This window comes from Amycolatopsis sp. cmx-11-12 (genome assembly GCF_046269425.1).
GTDB lineage: Bacteria > Actinomycetota > Actinomycetes > Mycobacteriales > Pseudonocardiaceae > Amycolatopsis.
The window spans coordinates 96,480-110,557 of sequence record NZ_JADNQM010000003.1; the positions used below are offsets into that span (position 1 = coordinate 96,480).

15 protein-coding genes are annotated in these 14,078 nt (G+C 68.1%); 10 read left to right on the forward strand and 5 right to left on the reverse strand.

Features of this window, described 5'->3' with window-relative positions; genetic code table 11:
• Positions 1-12: 12 nt before the first annotated feature.
• A complete protein-coding gene (locus ACLARN_RS04995; RefSeq protein ID WP_409490096.1) occupies positions 13-246 on the reverse strand; it encodes an Lrp/AsnC family transcriptional regulator in 234 nt (77 codons plus the stop codon).
• Positions 247-379: 133 nt separating this feature from the next.
• On the opposite strand from ACLARN_RS04995, the gene ACLARN_RS05000 reads away from it, so the two are divergent.
• Positions 380-1,336: a thiamine-phosphate kinase gene (locus ACLARN_RS05000; protein WP_409490097.1), complete on the forward strand. Its 957-nt coding sequence runs from the start codon at positions 380-382 to the stop codon at positions 1,334-1,336.
• Here the strand turns inward: ACLARN_RS05000 and ACLARN_RS05005 are convergent.
• Positions 1,333-2,070: a GNAT family N-acetyltransferase gene (locus ACLARN_RS05005; protein ID WP_409490098.1), complete on the reverse strand. Its 738-nt coding sequence runs from the start codon at positions 2,068-2,070 to the stop codon at positions 1,333-1,335. The two genes, ACLARN_RS05000 and ACLARN_RS05005, sit on opposite strands and share 4 nt — an antisense overlap.
• 110 nt (positions 2,071-2,180) lie before the next feature.
• On the opposite strand from ACLARN_RS05005, the gene ACLARN_RS05010 reads away from it, so the two are divergent.
• Both ACLARN_RS05010 and ACLARN_RS05015 read left to right on the forward strand, forming a co-directional pair.
• Positions 2,181-2,651: a GNAT family N-acetyltransferase gene (locus ACLARN_RS05010; protein ID WP_409490099.1), complete on the forward strand. Its 471-nt coding sequence runs from the start codon at positions 2,181-2,183 to the stop codon at positions 2,649-2,651.
• A 7-nt stretch (positions 2,652-2,658) separates the two neighbouring features.
• A complete protein-coding gene (locus tag ACLARN_RS05015; protein WP_409490100.1) occupies positions 2,659-3,180 on the forward strand; it encodes a gamma carbonic anhydrase family protein in 522 nt (173 codons plus the stop codon).
• 89 nt (positions 3,181-3,269) lie between these two features.
• Here ACLARN_RS05015 and ACLARN_RS05020 read toward each other — a convergent pair whose 3' ends face one another.
• Positions 3,270-3,491, reverse strand: a complete 222-nt coding sequence (locus ACLARN_RS05020) for a hypothetical protein (protein ID WP_409490101.1) — start codon at positions 3,489-3,491, stop codon at positions 3,270-3,272.
• 309 nt (positions 3,492-3,800) lie between these two features.
• Here ACLARN_RS05020 and ACLARN_RS05025 point away from each other — a divergent pair, with 309 nt between their 5' ends.
• Positions 3,801-4,478, forward strand: a complete 678-nt coding sequence (locus tag ACLARN_RS05025) for a uracil-DNA glycosylase (protein WP_409490102.1) — start codon at positions 3,801-3,803, stop codon at positions 4,476-4,478.
• A gap of 607 nt (positions 4,479-5,085) precedes the next feature.
• Here the strand turns inward: ACLARN_RS05025 and rpmB are convergent.
• Positions 5,086-5,277 (reverse strand): 50S ribosomal protein L28, encoded by a 192-nt coding sequence (rpmB, locus tag ACLARN_RS05030; RefSeq protein ID WP_007031450.1) that lies wholly within the window; start codon positions 5,275-5,277, stop codon positions 5,086-5,088.
• 133 nt (positions 5,278-5,410) lie between these two features.
• Here rpmB and ACLARN_RS05035 point away from each other — a divergent pair, with 133 nt between their 5' ends.
• The 5 genes from ACLARN_RS05035 to ACLARN_RS05055 all read left to right on the forward strand — a co-directional run bounded on the left by ACLARN_RS05035 (position 5,411) and on the right by ACLARN_RS05055 (position 12,206).
• Positions 5,411-6,994 (forward strand): DAK2 domain-containing protein, encoded by a 1,584-nt coding sequence (locus ACLARN_RS05035; protein WP_409490103.1) that lies wholly within the window; start codon positions 5,411-5,413, stop codon positions 6,992-6,994.
• 4 nt (positions 6,995-6,998) lie between these two features.
• The gene (gene recG / locus ACLARN_RS05040) at positions 6,999-9,152 is read left to right on the forward strand and encodes an ATP-dependent DNA helicase RecG (protein ID WP_409490104.1); all 2,154 of its coding nucleotides are present in this window, start codon (positions 6,999-7,001) and stop codon (positions 9,150-9,152) included.
• Between the two features lie 98 nt (positions 9,153-9,250).
• Entirely contained in the window at positions 9,251-9,631 is a 381-nt protein-coding gene (locus ACLARN_RS05045; RefSeq protein WP_409490105.1) for a hypothetical protein, read from the forward strand.
• Positions 9,628-11,700: a caspase domain-containing protein gene (locus ACLARN_RS05050; RefSeq protein ID WP_409490106.1), complete on the forward strand. Its 2,073-nt coding sequence runs from the start codon at positions 9,628-9,630 to the stop codon at positions 11,698-11,700. The genes ACLARN_RS05045 and ACLARN_RS05050 overlap by 4 nt, the downstream gene beginning before the upstream one ends.
• 2 nt (positions 11,701-11,702) lie before the next feature.
• The gene (locus ACLARN_RS05055; RefSeq protein WP_409490107.1) at positions 11,703-12,206 is read left to right on the forward strand and encodes an N-acetyltransferase family protein; all 504 of its coding nucleotides are present in this window, start codon (positions 11,703-11,705) and stop codon (positions 12,204-12,206) included.
• Here the strand turns inward: ACLARN_RS05055 and ACLARN_RS05060 are convergent.
• On the reverse strand, positions 12,196-12,603 hold the full coding sequence (locus tag ACLARN_RS05060; RefSeq protein WP_409490108.1) for a hypothetical protein: 408 nt from the start codon (positions 12,601-12,603) through the stop codon (positions 12,196-12,198). The genes ACLARN_RS05055 and ACLARN_RS05060 overlap by 11 nt on opposite strands.
• A 194-nt stretch (positions 12,604-12,797) precedes the next feature.
• Here ACLARN_RS05060 and ACLARN_RS05065 point away from each other — a divergent pair, with 194 nt between their 5' ends.
• Entirely contained in the window at positions 12,798-14,048 is a 1,251-nt protein-coding gene (locus ACLARN_RS05065) for a DUF222 domain-containing protein (RefSeq protein WP_409490109.1), read from the forward strand.
• Positions 14,049-14,078 lie beyond the last annotated feature (30 nt).

A 14,078-nucleotide genomic window follows, 5' to 3' on the forward strand; every position in this document is an offset into this window, starting at 1 on the left:
CTACACCATCTCTTACAGATTCACGACCGGGCAGGTCAGCGTACGAGTGATGCCCTCCACGTTCTGCACCTTGGCGACCACGAGCTGGCCGAGCTGATCGACGGTGTCGGCCGCGGCCTTGACGATGACGTCGTAAGGGCCGGTGACATCCTCCGAACTGGTGACACCGTCGATGGTGGAGATCTCCGCGGCGACCGCGGCGGCTTTGCCGACCTCGGTCTGGATGAGGATGTATGCGTGAACCACGGCGCGCCCCTTCGTAAAAGTCGGCTCAAGGTAGGAACGTTGTAGCAACGTATCGCCAGCCCCGGGAAAAACCTAGGGCTTCCGACTATCGGTGATCGACATTTGTCCGGACAAGGGAAAGTGGAGGTGACGGGTGTCACCGAATGACGGCACGGTCGCCGGGACCGGTGAATTCCGGCTGATCGAAGCGGTGACGTCCGGCCGGAAGCAGCCGGAGACGACACTGCTCGGACCAGGGGACGACGCGGCCGTCGTGGCCACCCCGGACGGCCGGACGGTGGTCTCCACCGACGTCCTCGTGCAGGGCGTTCACTTCCGCCTCGACTGGTCCAGCGCCGAACAGGTGGGGCGCAAGGCGGTCGCGGTGAACCTGACCGACATCGCCGCGATGGGTGCGCGTCCGACGTCCGTCCTCATGGGATTCGCCTGCCCGCCGGACACCGAGACGTCGCTCGTCACCGAACTCACGCAGGGCATGTGGGCCGAAGCCGACCGGGCAGGCGTCGGGATCGTCGGTGGCGACATGGTGCGCGCCGATCAGATCGTGATCAGTGTCACCGCCTTGGGTGACCTCGGCGGCCGTGAACCGGTGAAGCGCTCCGGCGCTCGCCCCGGCGACGTCGTCGCGGTCTGCGGGCGGCTCGGCTGGGCTGCAGCCGGGCTCGCCGTGCTGGGCCGGGGTTTCCGCTCACCGGTCAGCGTGGTCAACGCGCAGCGTTGTCCCGAACCGGACTACGAGGCGGGCGTCCGCGCGGCCGACGGCGGCGCGACGTCGATGATCGACGTGTCCGACGGGCTCCTGTCCGACCTCGGCCACATCGCTTCGGCTTCCGGCGTGGGGATCGACGTGCGGACGGCGGATCTCGACGTGTCGAGCAGGCTGACCGAAGTCGGCACCGCGCTCGGCGCCGACCCGCTGAAGTGGGTGCTCACCGGCGGCGAGGACCACGCGTTCGCGGCCACTTTCCCCGCCTTCGCCGACCTGCCGGAGGGCTGGTCCGAGATCGGCGTCGTGACCATGCCGGATTCGGGGGTGACGGTGGACGGGAAGCAGTACGGACACAACGGTGGCTGGGAGCACTGGCGCTAGGAGCGAGAGGCCCACCATGTCGAGGGTGCGGCGACGGTGAAACCGAGGGATTCGTAGAGCGGTCTGCCGAGGCGGGACCCGGTGAGGGTGAACGGCAGATCCCCCAGCGGGGCGAGGGAAGCGAGCATCACCGCCCGTCCGACGCCGCGAGAGCGGAAGGCTTCCGGTGTGCCGACCCAGTAGTGGCTGCCGAAGCCGTTCTCGACGGCCGTGACGCACGCCCCGGCGACTTCGCCGTCGAGTCGCGCGACGAACACGTCGATCCCTGGCTGTCCGAGCAGCGCCATGGGGAACATCTCACCCGCGCGGTAGGGCTCGAACCGGGTGAGTTCGAAGCCCGCGATCACCGCGCGTTCGGCCGCCCGCAGGTCCGTCTCCGTGTGTACCCGGATCACCTCCATCGCGGGTTCGGCGACGGGGGCGGGCGGGCGCAGCATGACGGGCATTTGCCAGCTGCGCATATCCCCGAGATGGTGCAGATCGGTGACGCTGAAGGGATCCTCGGCGTCCACCGGTCCCGCCGCCCGTGCGGCCAGCTCGGTGATCTCCGCCAGCTCTTCGGTGGTGAGCTCGGGTTCCTGGATCAGGACACGCAGTCCCGCGCGCTCGTCACCGGCGACGGCGAGAAAGCCTCGACGGCGGATCACTTCGTGGCCGCGGGACCGGGCGGTCGCGGCCCAGAACGCGGCGGAGTTGCGGGCCTGGCGCAGTGGCGCCTCGGCTTCGATCGACATGACCGGAACCTAAGGTGAGGAACGGCTTCGGTGACAGTGCCGATCACGTCACATCCGCTTGGGCCAATTCTGCTTTCCCCGCTGCCTGGCCGCTCGCTAATCTCGCGCTCATGGACCTTCGTGTGCTGCCCTACGACCACCCCGACGCGGTGAAGCTGCTGGCCGAGGCCCAGCTCGAACTGGCCGCCCGGTACGGCGGCGAAGACGAGACGCCGATGGACGCGGCACAGTTCGCCGCGCCGAAAGGGGTGTTCCTGGCCGCGTACCTCGATGACGTCCCGGTCGCGTGTGGCGCTTGGCGATCGCATGAGGGCCCCGAGCCGTTGCTGCCCGGCGATGCCGAGATCAAGCGCATGTTCGTGATGGCCTCGGCGCGGGGGCGAGGGATCGCGCGGGCGATCCTCGCCGGCCTGGAGCGGACGGCCACCGAGGCCGGGCGGCTGCGCATGGTGCTCGAGACCGGCGACAAACAGCCGGAGGCCATCGCGCTGTACGGATCGGCGGGTTACCGGGAGATGCCGGGTTTCGGGTACTACAAGGACGAGCCGGAAAGCATCTGCTTCGGCAAGGCGCTGGTTTAGGAGACACATGCCGATCTACGCACTGGGCGACCTCGAACCCTCGATCCACCCGGACGCCTACGTCCATCCCGACGCGACGGTGATCGGCGACGTCCGCATCGCGGCGTACGCGTCGGTGTGGCCGCAGACGGTGTTGCGGGGCGACCACGGCTACATCGAGATCGGCGAGCGGTCCAACGTCCAGGACGGCTGCGTGGTGCACTGCACGCGTAAGGAGCCGACGGTGATCGGGAAGTCCTCAGCCGTCGGGCATTCCGTGCACATCGAGGGCGCGCGCATCGGCGAGGGCTGCCTGATCGCGTCGGGATCGGTGGTGCTGAACGGAACCGTCGTCGAGGACGGCGGGATGGTCGGCGCGGGCGCGGTTCTCTCCTACGGGTCCCATGTGGACAGTGGGCACATCGCGCTCGGCGTCCCGGCGAAGACGCGGCCGAACACGTCGTTCGGGCCGGACCTGATCAAACTCGTCGTCGACGGGTATGTCGAGCGGGCGGCCCGGTTCCGGGTCGAACTCCGGCGGCTGGACTAGCGAGATCGCCGTCTAATCACGCGAGTTCTCCGTCCAGTCACGCGAGATCGCCGTCCAATCACGCGTGTTCGCCATCCAGTCACGCGACCCTAGGCGTCGGGCTTCTCCGGTGGTTCCGGCTCGTCCGGCTGTCCCGATTCGACGTGATAGAAGGGCAGCCTGATCTTGAACGGGGCACCCTTGCCGTTGTGCAACTGCTGACGCTGGGTCAGCCAGCCCGCGAGGAAGACCAGCAGGAGGATGCCCGCCGTCACCAGCAGTGCGGGAACGGACATCCCGAGCAGACGGACGAAGAAGCTCTCGAACGGCACAGCCCAGCCCTCACCTGCCGACGAGTCCCGAGGCGTCCCCACCAGCCGGTCAGGGTTGGTGTGCGGGTGGTGCGTGGTGATGCCTGGGCGTTCCGGCCCCGGGTGACCCGGTCGCAGACAGGTCAGGCGGAACACCGCATGTCGCAAACCTGCTAGACCGGGCAGGCGTCCGACGGGAGTTCGCGACGTTCCTTGCCCGAACATCGTTCTCCGCTACGACCAGAATACGACAAGCCGCACACGCCGGTGACCGGCGTCTCAGCCCACCGGAAAAACAGGCCTCGACCGGCCTGAGTAAGCTCGCTCGCCGTGACCGCACGACCGCTGCAGGACATCGTCGAAGCAGGCTGGGCGCAAGCCCTCGAACCGGTGGCGCCGCAGGTCGCCGCGATGGGGGAGTTCCTCCGCGCGGAGATCGGCGCGGGCCGGACCTACCTCCCGGCCGGGGAACATGTGCTGCGGGCCTTCCAGCAGCCGTTCCACGACGTACGGGTGCTGATCGTCGGCCAGGACCCGTACCCGACGCCCGGGCACGCCGTCGGGCTGAGCTTCTCGGTGGCGCCGGACGTCCGGCCGATCCCGAAGAGCCTGATCAACATCTACAAGGAGTACTGCGAGGACCTCGGGCACCCGTTGCCGTCGAACGGCGACCTGACGCCGTGGGCCGACCAGGGTGTCCTGCTGCTCAACAGGGCGCTGACGGTCCAGCCCGGCAAGTCGAACTCGCACCAGGGCAAGGGCTGGGAAGACGTCACCGAGCAGGCCATCAAGGCCCTCGCGGCGCGGGACGAGCCGATGGTGGCGATCCTGTGGGGCCGCAACGCGCGGAACCTGAAGCCGATGCTGGGGAAGGTGCCGTGCATCGAGTCGGCCCACCCGAGCCCGCTTTCGGCGCATTCCGGGTTCTTCGGTTCGCGTCCCTTCAGCCGGGCGAACCAGCTGCTCGCCGACCAGGGTGCCGGCCCCGTGGACTGGAAGCTTCCCTGACCCTCCGCCGCAAGTAGTCCTCTGGTTGCGAAAGGTCTCTCGCGCGCTGCCACGTGACTGCCGGGACGGTCGTGGTAACTGTGACGGCTGAGGTAACCCCCAAGTACGTGAAGGACTCCTTCCTGTACCTAGGCGCAAGGGTCCCGGCAAAGTCGCAGGGCTGCTGGTCAGCGGTGCTCTTGGTAATCCGGGCTTGGCATCGCTGATGCCCGCAAGGGTCGAGCGGGGAGGATTCCGGACGTCCAACGTCCGGAATCCTCCCCGCTCAAGGGGGCTCCGCAACCGGTGTGCCCGCTGACGATGAAGGAATTGGGACACTCAACGTCCCAATTCCTTCACCGTCAGCCTCACACAGGCGACGAACAGCCGCCTGACCTGCAAGACCTCGACTTTGCCGGGACCCTGTACCTATGCGCAAGGAAGGGGACCTTCATGTCTTCATGGGAGCGAAGGGCGCTTCTCGCGCGCCACGAGACCCCAACCTCGCCGCAAGTAGTCCTCTGGTTGCGGTAGTTGCACGCGCAACTACCGCAACCAGAGGACGAAACGCGCGCATAAAAAATGGCGGGTGCTCCGAAGAGCACCCGCCATTCCCCAAAAACCTTGCTCAGCCGCGAACGACCTTGCCCGCCTTGATGCACGAGGTGCAGGCGTTCAGGCGCTTGCGCTGGGACAGACCGATCTTGGCGTGAACAGTCTGGATGTTCGGGTTCCACCGGCGGTTGGTACGCCGGTGGGAGTGCGAGACCGACTTGCCAAAGCCCGGTCCCTTGCCACAGACGTCGCACACGGCAGCCACGTCGAACTCCTCTGGATCTGGGACAAAGAATGATGCGCCCAGCATGCTGGGCAACTCGACCATAGTAACCAGTGGCTCAGAGCCCTCCGGCACCGGGTCGATACCCTCGCTGGAACAGCTAGGAGGTTACGGCGTGCGGGTGCTGGACGTGGCGGCGGTGTCGGCTTGGTCGGCGGCCTGTGTGCGCAGCCTGTCGGTGCTGCGGCCGGTGATCGACGGCATCAATGTCTACCCGGTCGCCGACTCCGACACCGGCTCCAACCTGCTGTTCACCATGACCGCGGCCCGCGACGCGCTCGCGGAGGCCGAGCCCGTGACCACCGCCGAGGCGCTGTCGGCCTTCGCCAAGGGCGCGGTCGCCGCGGCCAAGGGCAACTCCGGCGTGATCATGTCGCAGGTCGTGCGCGGGATCGCCGAGTCGGCGGCGGCAAGGGAGCTCGACGGACCCGGGCTCGCGGAGGCGCTCGGGTGCGCGGACAGGGCCGCTACGGGCGCGGTGAGCCGTCCGGTCGCCGGGACCATCCTGACCGTCCTCCACACCGTCGCCGCGACCGTCCGCGACGCGACCGGGTCACTCGAAGAGGTGGCCGTGCTCGCCGCCCGGGTCGCCGCCGAGGCCCTGGAGGAGACCCCCAAGCAGCTGCCCGTCCTGGCCGTGGCCGGAGTGGTCGACGCGGGTGCCCGCGGCCTGGTCGCGGTCCTCGACGCCCTGTCCGGCGTGATCTCCGGCGGAGTCACCGAGCCGGAACACCCGCTCGAGGCGCATCACCACCACACGATCGAGGCACCGACGGCCTGGGAGGTGATGTACCTGCTCGACGGCGTCGAAGAGAAAAGCCTCCCCGCGCTGCGCAAGACCCTCAGCGGCCTCGGCGACAGCGTCACCGTGGCGGGTGACGGTGCGGGCAGCTTCGCCGTCCACGTGCACTGCGCGGACATCGGCGCGGCGCTGGAGGCCGGGATCGAGCTGGGCCGTCCCCGGAAAGTCCGGGTCGAGCCGCTGATCACGCCCACCCCGGTCGAGGTCGGCGGCGGTATCGACCGCTCGGTGGTCGCCGTGGTCCACGGCGGGCCGCTGGCCGAACTGCTGCGGGCCGAGGGCGTCGCGGTGCTGTCCGTGCCGCCGGGGGCCTCGCCGACGGTCGAAGAGATGCTGGGCCTGATCAACGAGGCCGCCGGGCACCACGTCACCGTCCTCCCCGGCGGCCAGCGGCTGACCGCGGCCGCCGACGCGGCGGCGAGCCACGCGATGGCAGCGGACCGCGACGTCGTCGTCATCCCGTGCGTGTCCCCCGTTCAGGTGCTCGCGGCGCTGGCCGTGCACGACAAGGACCGCCGTACCAACGACGACGTCGTCGCGATGGCGGAAGCGGCCGCCGCCACCAGGCGTGGCGAGCTGCGGATCGCGCAGGAGGAGTCGCTAACCTGGGTGGGCAGGGCGCAGGCAGGCGACGTCGTCGGCCTCGTGGACGGCGAGGTCGTGCTGATCGAGCCCGCGCCCGCCTCGGAGACGAACCTGGTCGCGGCCGCGGTCAGCGTGCTGAACCGGATGCTGGCCCTCGGCGGCGAGCTGGTCACCGTGCTGACCGGTGTCGACGTGCCGGTCCGGCTGCCCGGCGAAGTCGCCGATCAGCTCCGCCTGGAACATCCCGAGATCGAGTTGACGAGTTACGCCGGCGGCCAGCCCGACGCCGTGCTGCTGATGGGGGTGGAGTGACCGCATGACGAACCTGCGCGCGGACCTCAAGCTGGTCGTGGGCGCGGCGACGGCCAAGGCGCTCGCCAAGGGCCTCAAGATCGAGACGGTCAGCGACCTGCTGCGCCACTATCCCCGCCGCTACGCCGAACGCGGCCAGCTCACCGACATCGCCGGACTCGAACTCGGTGAGCACGCGACCGTGATGGCGCGTATCGAGCGGGTCAACAAGCGCCGCATGAAAGCCCGCAACGGCACACTGCTCGAAATGGTGATCACCGACGGCAAACGCCGTTTGCAGTGCACCTTCTTCAACCAGGCCTGGCGCGAAAAGGACCTGCTTCCCGGCAAGAACGGGCTCTTCGCGGGCAAGGTCACCGCCTTCCGCGACGTCCTGCAGCTGGCGAACCCCGAGTACGAGCTGTTCGAAGCCGACCGGGAAGCGGAGGCGATGGACGACTTCCTCGCCGAGATCATCCCGGTCTACCCGGCGGCGCAGGGGATCCCGACCTGGGTGATCGCCAAGGCCGTACGGCAGGTGCTGGACGTGCTGGAGGTCGACGAGGACCCGATGCCGATGGAGCTGCTGGCGCGGTACGGCCTGCCCGACCTGGAAAGCGCCCTGCGCGGCATCCACCGTCCGTCGAGCTGGCAGGCGCTGAACTCCGCGCGCGACAGGCTCAAATGGGACGAGGCCATGGCGGTGCAGCTGATTTTCGCGCAGCGACGGCATTCGCTGGTCTCCCGGCCCGCGAAAGCCTGTCCGCACACCGAGGGCGGCATCCTCGATGCCTTCGACAAGCGGCTCCCGTTCGCGCTGACGTCGGGCCAGCAGGAGATCGGCGAGGAGATCGCCAGGGATCTGTCCACCGAGCATCCGATGAACCGGCTGCTCCAGGGCGAGGTCGGTTCCGGCAAGACTGTGGTGGCGCTGCGCGCGATGTTGCAGGTCGTCGATTCCGGGCGGCAGGCGGCGATGCTGGCGCCGACCGAGGTTCTCGCCGCGCAGCACGCGAGGTCGTTGCGCGAGATGCTCGGCGACCTCGGACAGGCCGGTGAACTCGGTGGCGCGGAGAAGGCGACCCGGGTGACCCTGCTGACCGGTTCGATGGGCGCCAAGGAACGCAAGAAGGCGTTGCTGGAGACGGTCAGCGGCGAAGCCGGGATCGTCGTCGGCACCCACGCGCTGATCCAGGACACGGTGTCCTTCGCCGACCTCGGCCTGGCCGTGGTCGACGAACAGCACCGTTTCGGGGTGGAACAGCGGGACGCGCTGCGCTCCCGCGGCTCCGACGAGACCAGTCCGCACGTGCTCGTCATGACGGCGACGCCCATCCCGCGCACGGTCGCGATGACCGTCTACGGCGATCTGGAGATCTCCGCGCTGCGCGAGATGCCGGTCGGCCGGTCGCCGATCGCGACCTCGGTCGTGCCGGTCGCGGAGCGGCCCGCGTGGCTGGACAGGGCGTGGCAGCGGGTCCGCGAGGAATGCGGCAAGGGACACCAGGCCTACATCGTCTGCCCGCGCATCGGCGACGAACCGGCGTCGGACAAGGGCGACAAGCGGCCCGCGCTCGCGGTCCTCGACGTGGCCCCCGAGCTGGCCGAAGGACAGTTGAAGGGGCTGAAGATCGGCGTCCTGCACGGCCGGATGCCCAGTGACGACAAGGACGCCGTGATGCAGGCGTTCTCCAGGGGCGATCTGGACGTGCTCGTCGCCACCACCGTGATCGAGGTCGGCGTGAACGTGCCGAACGCGACCGCGATGGTGATCATGGACGCCGACCGGTTCGGCATCAGCCAGCTGCACCAGCTGCGCGGCCGGGTCGGCCGGGGCAGCGTGCCGGGGCTTTGCCTGCTGGTCACCGAAACCCTGGACGGGACGACGACCCGCGAGCGGCTGGCCGCCGTCGAGTCCACAACGGACGGTTTCGAACTGTCCAGAATGGACTTGGAACTGCGCCGAGAGGGCGACATCCTCGGTGCCGCGCAGTCGGGGAAGAAGTCGACCCTGAAACTGCTGTCGCTGCTGCGCGACGAGGACGTCATCGCCGAAGCGAGGGCCCGCGCGTTGGAAATCGTCGAGAAGGACCCGGCTCTGGGGAATTACTTGGGGCTGGCGCATATGATCGCCGACGTCGTCGACGAAGATCGCGTGGAGTATCTGGAAAAAAGCTGACATGAACATCTCTGCCCGATCGGACCTTGTCGCCGGGCGGGCCGAGGGGTTCCCTTGTTCTGCACAGCCTCGTTCTGTGCGGGCGAGGGAGGCCGGGGATGACGTCAGCGGTTCGTGTCCAGCTCGGTGAGGACGGGGCCGACGCCGAGCGCGTCGACCAGCTCACCGGGTACCTCCGAAGTGAACTGATCGATCGCGGGGTGGCCGACGTCAAGGCGCTTCCCGCCGGTCCGGCGCCGCCCGGCTCGCGCACGTTCGACGTCGCGACGGTGGGCGGACTGCTGGTCACGCTGGGACAGTCCGCCGACGGCCTGCGCTCGGTCGTCGCGGCCGTGCGGGAGTGGCTTTCGCGCGGCGGGCGGGTGAAGCGCACGGTACGGCTGGAGATCGACGGCGACGTGCTGGAGCTGTCCGAAGCGAGCGTCACCGATCAGGACAAGCTCGTCGATCTCTTCGTGAGCAGGCATTCGGCGTCATGACCGGCGAGCGCCGTGCCTTGATCATCGCGAACGGGGAGTACGACAACCCCGGGCTGAGCGCGTTGCGGTCCCCGGCGGCCGACGCCGAGGCGCTCGCCGAAGTCCTCGCCGACCGCAACATCAGCGAGTTTGACGTCCAGGTGGTCCGCGACGAGACCGCGCACGTGATCGCGAGCCGGGTCGAGGATCTGTTCGCCGACAGCGCGGCGGACGACGTCCTGCTCGTGCATTTCTCTTGCCATGGCTTGAAAAGCGAGTCGGGCGAGCTGTTCTTCGCCGCCCGCAACACCCGGCCGGAACGGCTGGCGTCGAGTGCCGTTCCCGCCGATTTCGTGCAGCGCTGCATGCGGATGAGCCGGTCGCGGAGCATCGTTCTCCTGCTGGATTGCTGCTACGGCGGCGCTTTCAGCCAGGGGGTCGCGGTGCGCGCCTCCGGTGAGGCCAACGTGCTCGACGCGTTCCCCGGCGGTGGTTTCGGCGGCCGTGGCCGTGCGGTGATCACCGCGTCGAACTCCATCGAGTACGCCTTCGAGGGTGATCATCTCGCCGACGACCACGTCCGGCCGTCGGTGTTCACTTCGGCGCTGGTCGACGGTCTCCGGACGGGCGACGCGGACCGCGACGAAGACGGCTGGATCGCGCTCAGCGAGCTTTACGACTACCTGTTCGACAGTGTCCGCGAGCGAAACCCGAACCAGACGCCCAGCCGCGACATCGAGATGCAGGGCGAGCTGTACCTGGCGCGGAGCAGGCGCCGCCGGATCAAACCGGCACCGGTCCCGGCCGATCTGCGCGCGGCGAGCGAGGATCCGAACATGTTCACCCGCCTCGGCGCGGTGACGGAACTCCAGCGGCGGCTGACGAGTGAGAACCTCTCCGTCGCCATCGGCGCCCACGAAGTCCTCACCACGATGGCGCAGACCGACATCCAGCATCTCGCTGAGGCCGCCGATCTGGCCCGCCGTGAGGCGCGAGTGCGCGCCGAGTCCGATGTGGTGCGTTTCGGCGAGGTCGTCCGAGGATCGCGTCCGGTGGCGAGGATCCGGCTGGAGGGGCCGCCGATCGCGCGGGCCTGCCGCTTCGCGTCGTCGCATACCTGGCTGCTGGTGACCGAAGTCGCCGACGGGGCCGAGATTTCCCTCGACCTGATGGAGATCGGGGCGTTCGACGGGCGGATCACCGTGACCGGGCCGACCGGGGAACTGGTGGTACGGGTCGAGGGGCAGATCGTCCAGGAACCGGAGACGCGTCCGGCACCCGAGCCCTCGCCGGAACCTGCGCCTGCGCCTTCGTCGGAACCCGAGCCGGTTCTCGTTCTTCCACCGGTGCCCGCACCCACGGTTTCGCGGGCCAAGGTCGATCCGTTCACCCGCGTGGCTGGCGGGTTCGCGATCGCGGCCGCGATTTACCTGGTGGTCATCGCGTCCACGCTCAGCAGCAGCGTGGAAGATTTCTTCGAGGACGGCGGCTGGACCGCGATCCCGCTCATCGCGCTCGCTCTCGGTGGGGTGGTCGCGATGTTCGCTCCGATGACGCGCCGGATGATCGGTCCAGGGTGGCTGTGCGGGCTGGCGCTGCTCATGACGATCCCGTTCGGTTCGGCTGTCTTCGTACTCGCCGACGGGTGCCTGCTCATCGCGGCCGTCTGCGCCTTGGTGGCGGTGCGGCGTGATCGGAGTTTCCGGCTCGGACTGGGTAAACCCCGTGACCGGTTCGCCGTGGTGGCCCTCGTTCTCGCTCTCGTTGCCATGACCGGGCTGGCGATCGAAGCGGGCGAATTGATCGACTACTCGTCGAGTCGCGCCGATGAGGCCGCGAGCTATCTCATGGTCTCGGTGATTCTCCTGATCGGGACGGTGCTCGGCGCGCTTCTGCGGCCGGCGGCGTTCGGGATCGCGTTCCTCGGCGGCGTGGCCGGGGGCGGCATCGTCATGGTGTGCGTGCTGTTCTACGGGATGCCGAGCAGTTCGTCCGTGACCGGCGTGGGCTGGGGGATCGCACTGGGGGCGGTACTCGCGCTCGCCGCCGTCACCGGTTTCGCGGCGTTCAGGAAGCAGGCAAAGGCCTGACGATGGCCACGATCCGCACCGCGACCGTCGACGACGCCTGGCCCATCGCCGAGGTGAACGTCCGGTCGTGGCAGTCGGCGTACCAGGGCCTGCTGCCCGAGATCTACCTGCGTGATCTGTCGGTCGAGGGCAGAGCCGCCCGGTGGCAGCGGATCCTCACCGATCCCGCCAACCAGGGCGACATTCTGGTCCTCCTCGAAGACGGCACGGTCCACGGCTTCACCGCCGTCGACCGGATCCGCGGCGAACTGCGCGCGATCTACCTCGCGCCCGAGCGCTGGGGCAGCGGTCTTGGCAGGCTGTTGCTCGACACCGCCGTCGCCGCGCTGCGGGATTCGGGACACCGCGAGGCGACGCTCTGGGTACTCGATTCCAACGTGCGCGCCCAGCGCTTCTATTCGGCCGCGGGATGGGTGCCGGACGGGGCGACGAAATCCGACACCATGCCCGGCGAGGACGTCCTGCTTTCCGAAGTGCGCTACCGGATCGACCTCGTCAGCGGGTGAACCAGGCGCGTTCCTCGGGCTTGTTGAGCGTGACGATGATGGCGACGGCGATGGCCATCCCGATCAGCTGAGTGACCGCCCCGCCGCTGACCAGGCTGATCACCCCCATGACCACGGACAGCCCTTCCACGGCGATGACCGTCGGCCGCACCCAGGGCGAACCACGGGAAATCCGCACCGCGCACGCGACCAGCACGACGGCGACCACGAAACCGAGCACCGCCAACGCCAGGGAAAGCCCGGCTTCCTCGTTGCCGTGGTCGAGTTCGTTGATCGCGAGAGACGTCACGAGCGCGCTGACGAGCAGGTTGAGGACCGCCTGTATCCAGAGGAAGACGCGGACGAACTTGAGCTGGCGAGGCATTTCCAGCGTCCGGTTCCGGACTTCTTCGGTCATGACGGGCTCCCTCTCTCGACACGAAGAGGCCAGTCTGGTCCTGGAAGTCGTTGGCGTTGACGGTAAAACTGTCCTCAACCACGCGGCGGTAGCGGCCTTTCGGTGTCAAATCACCCTTCAGTGGTAAATGTGCCGGTTCGCGGTAACGTAAAATTACGAACACATGTTCGACAGAAATGCGGTATTGTGGGGGTGTGTCCGAGACGATCCTTCCCGAGTTGCCGCAGGAGTTGTGGCGCGCTGGCAAGCTGGAGCTTGCCCATGGCGTGCAGCAGTTCTTGCAGGTGATGCGGGTTGCGTCCGCCGGGCTGGGGCAGTATTTGGCGGAGGTCGAGTCTCGTGGCGTGAAAGACTTGTACGGTTATGGGACGACGGTTTCGTGGTTCGCCGATATCGCCGGGTTGTCTGTTGGTGAGGCGCGGCCGTATGTGAATCGTGCGATTGATTTGAATCCGACGCGTGCTTTGGATGGCACGGAGATCCCGGCGTTCGCGCCCGCGACTGCTGCTGCGGCGGCGGAGGGTGCGATCGGCGAGGAACGGATCAAACAGATCCTGGAGATCTTGCGGCAGATCCCCGCCGAAGTGCCGGTGGAGAATCGGGAGCATGCGGAGAAGACACTCGCCGACTTGGCCCGGAAGGCGGGTCCTCGGCAGGTGTCGGAACTCGGAGAGCAACTGCTGGGATGGCTCGACCCGGACGGCAAGGAACCGAAGGACCCCGAACCTGCCCAGCCGCGCCGCGAACTGACCCTGCAACGCCGCAAAGACGGCTTCTGGAATCTGAAGGGCCTGCTCGATGACGAGTCCGGGGCTCGGACCGCGGCGGCATTGGAGGCTTATGCGAAGCCTCGCCCGGTCGATGAGTTCGGTCAGGCCGACCTACGCACCAAAGCCGAACGGCAGGGAGACGCCTGGGTCGACCTCGTGGACCTCGCGGTCGCCTGCCCCGATCAGCCCGGCACCAACGGCTACCGGACCCTCGTGCACGTCACCATCGGCCTCGACGAACTCAAAACCGGCCTCGGAACGGCCTGCCTCGACTTCGTCGGCACGATGACCGCCCGCGACGCACGGATGGCGGCCTGCGATTGTCTGATGCTGCCGGTGGTCCTCAACGCTGCCGGGGAGCCCTTAGATGTGGGGCGGCTGAGGCGGTTCGTCACCCCAGGCCAACGGAGAGCGTTGAACATCCGCGATCGGGGGTGCGCGTTCCCCGGCTGCCACCGACGGCCCAAGAACTGTCACGCCCACCATATTCATCATTGGGCAGATGGCGGACCGACCGATCTGCGGAATCTAGTGCTGGCCTGTTCTTTCCATCACCGGCTGATTCATCATGGTGATTGGGAAGTCCGCATAGCCCCTGACGGGTTGCCGGAGTTCATTCCGCCCCAATATCTGGATCCGTTGCGAAGATCCCGGCGCAACACCCTCCCTGCCTGACTCTGATCCGAGGAGCCCGCCAGCCACACC

What these genes read in the sequence shown, in the direction of transcription:
- ACLARN_RS05055 (WP_409490107.1), top strand. Translation starts at nt 11,703, where the DNA reads ATGGCCACGATCCGCACCGCGACCGTCGACGACGCCTGGCCCATCGCC.
- recG (WP_409490104.1), top strand. Translation starts at nt 6,999, where the DNA reads ATGACGAACCTGCGCGCGGACCTCAAGCTGGTCGTGGGCGCGGCGACG.
- ACLARN_RS05060 (WP_409490108.1), bottom strand. Translation starts at nt 12,603, where the DNA reads ATGACCGAAGAAGTCCGGAACCGGACGCTGGAAATGCCTCGCCAGCTC.
- ACLARN_RS05015 (WP_409490100.1), top strand. Translation starts at nt 2,659, where the DNA reads ATGCCGATCTACGCACTGGGCGACCTCGAACCCTCGATCCACCCGGAC.
- ACLARN_RS05050 (WP_409490106.1), top strand. Translation starts at nt 9,628, where the DNA reads ATGACCGGCGAGCGCCGTGCCTTGATCATCGCGAACGGGGAGTACGAC.
- ACLARN_RS05005 (WP_409490098.1), bottom strand. Translation starts at nt 2,070, where the DNA reads ATGTCGATCGAAGCCGAGGCGCCACTGCGCCAGGCCCGCAACTCCGCC.
- ACLARN_RS05010 (WP_409490099.1), top strand. Translation starts at nt 2,181, where the DNA reads ATGGACCTTCGTGTGCTGCCCTACGACCACCCCGACGCGGTGAAGCTG.
- ACLARN_RS05045 (WP_409490105.1), top strand. Translation starts at nt 9,251, where the DNA reads ATGACGTCAGCGGTTCGTGTCCAGCTCGGTGAGGACGGGGCCGACGCC.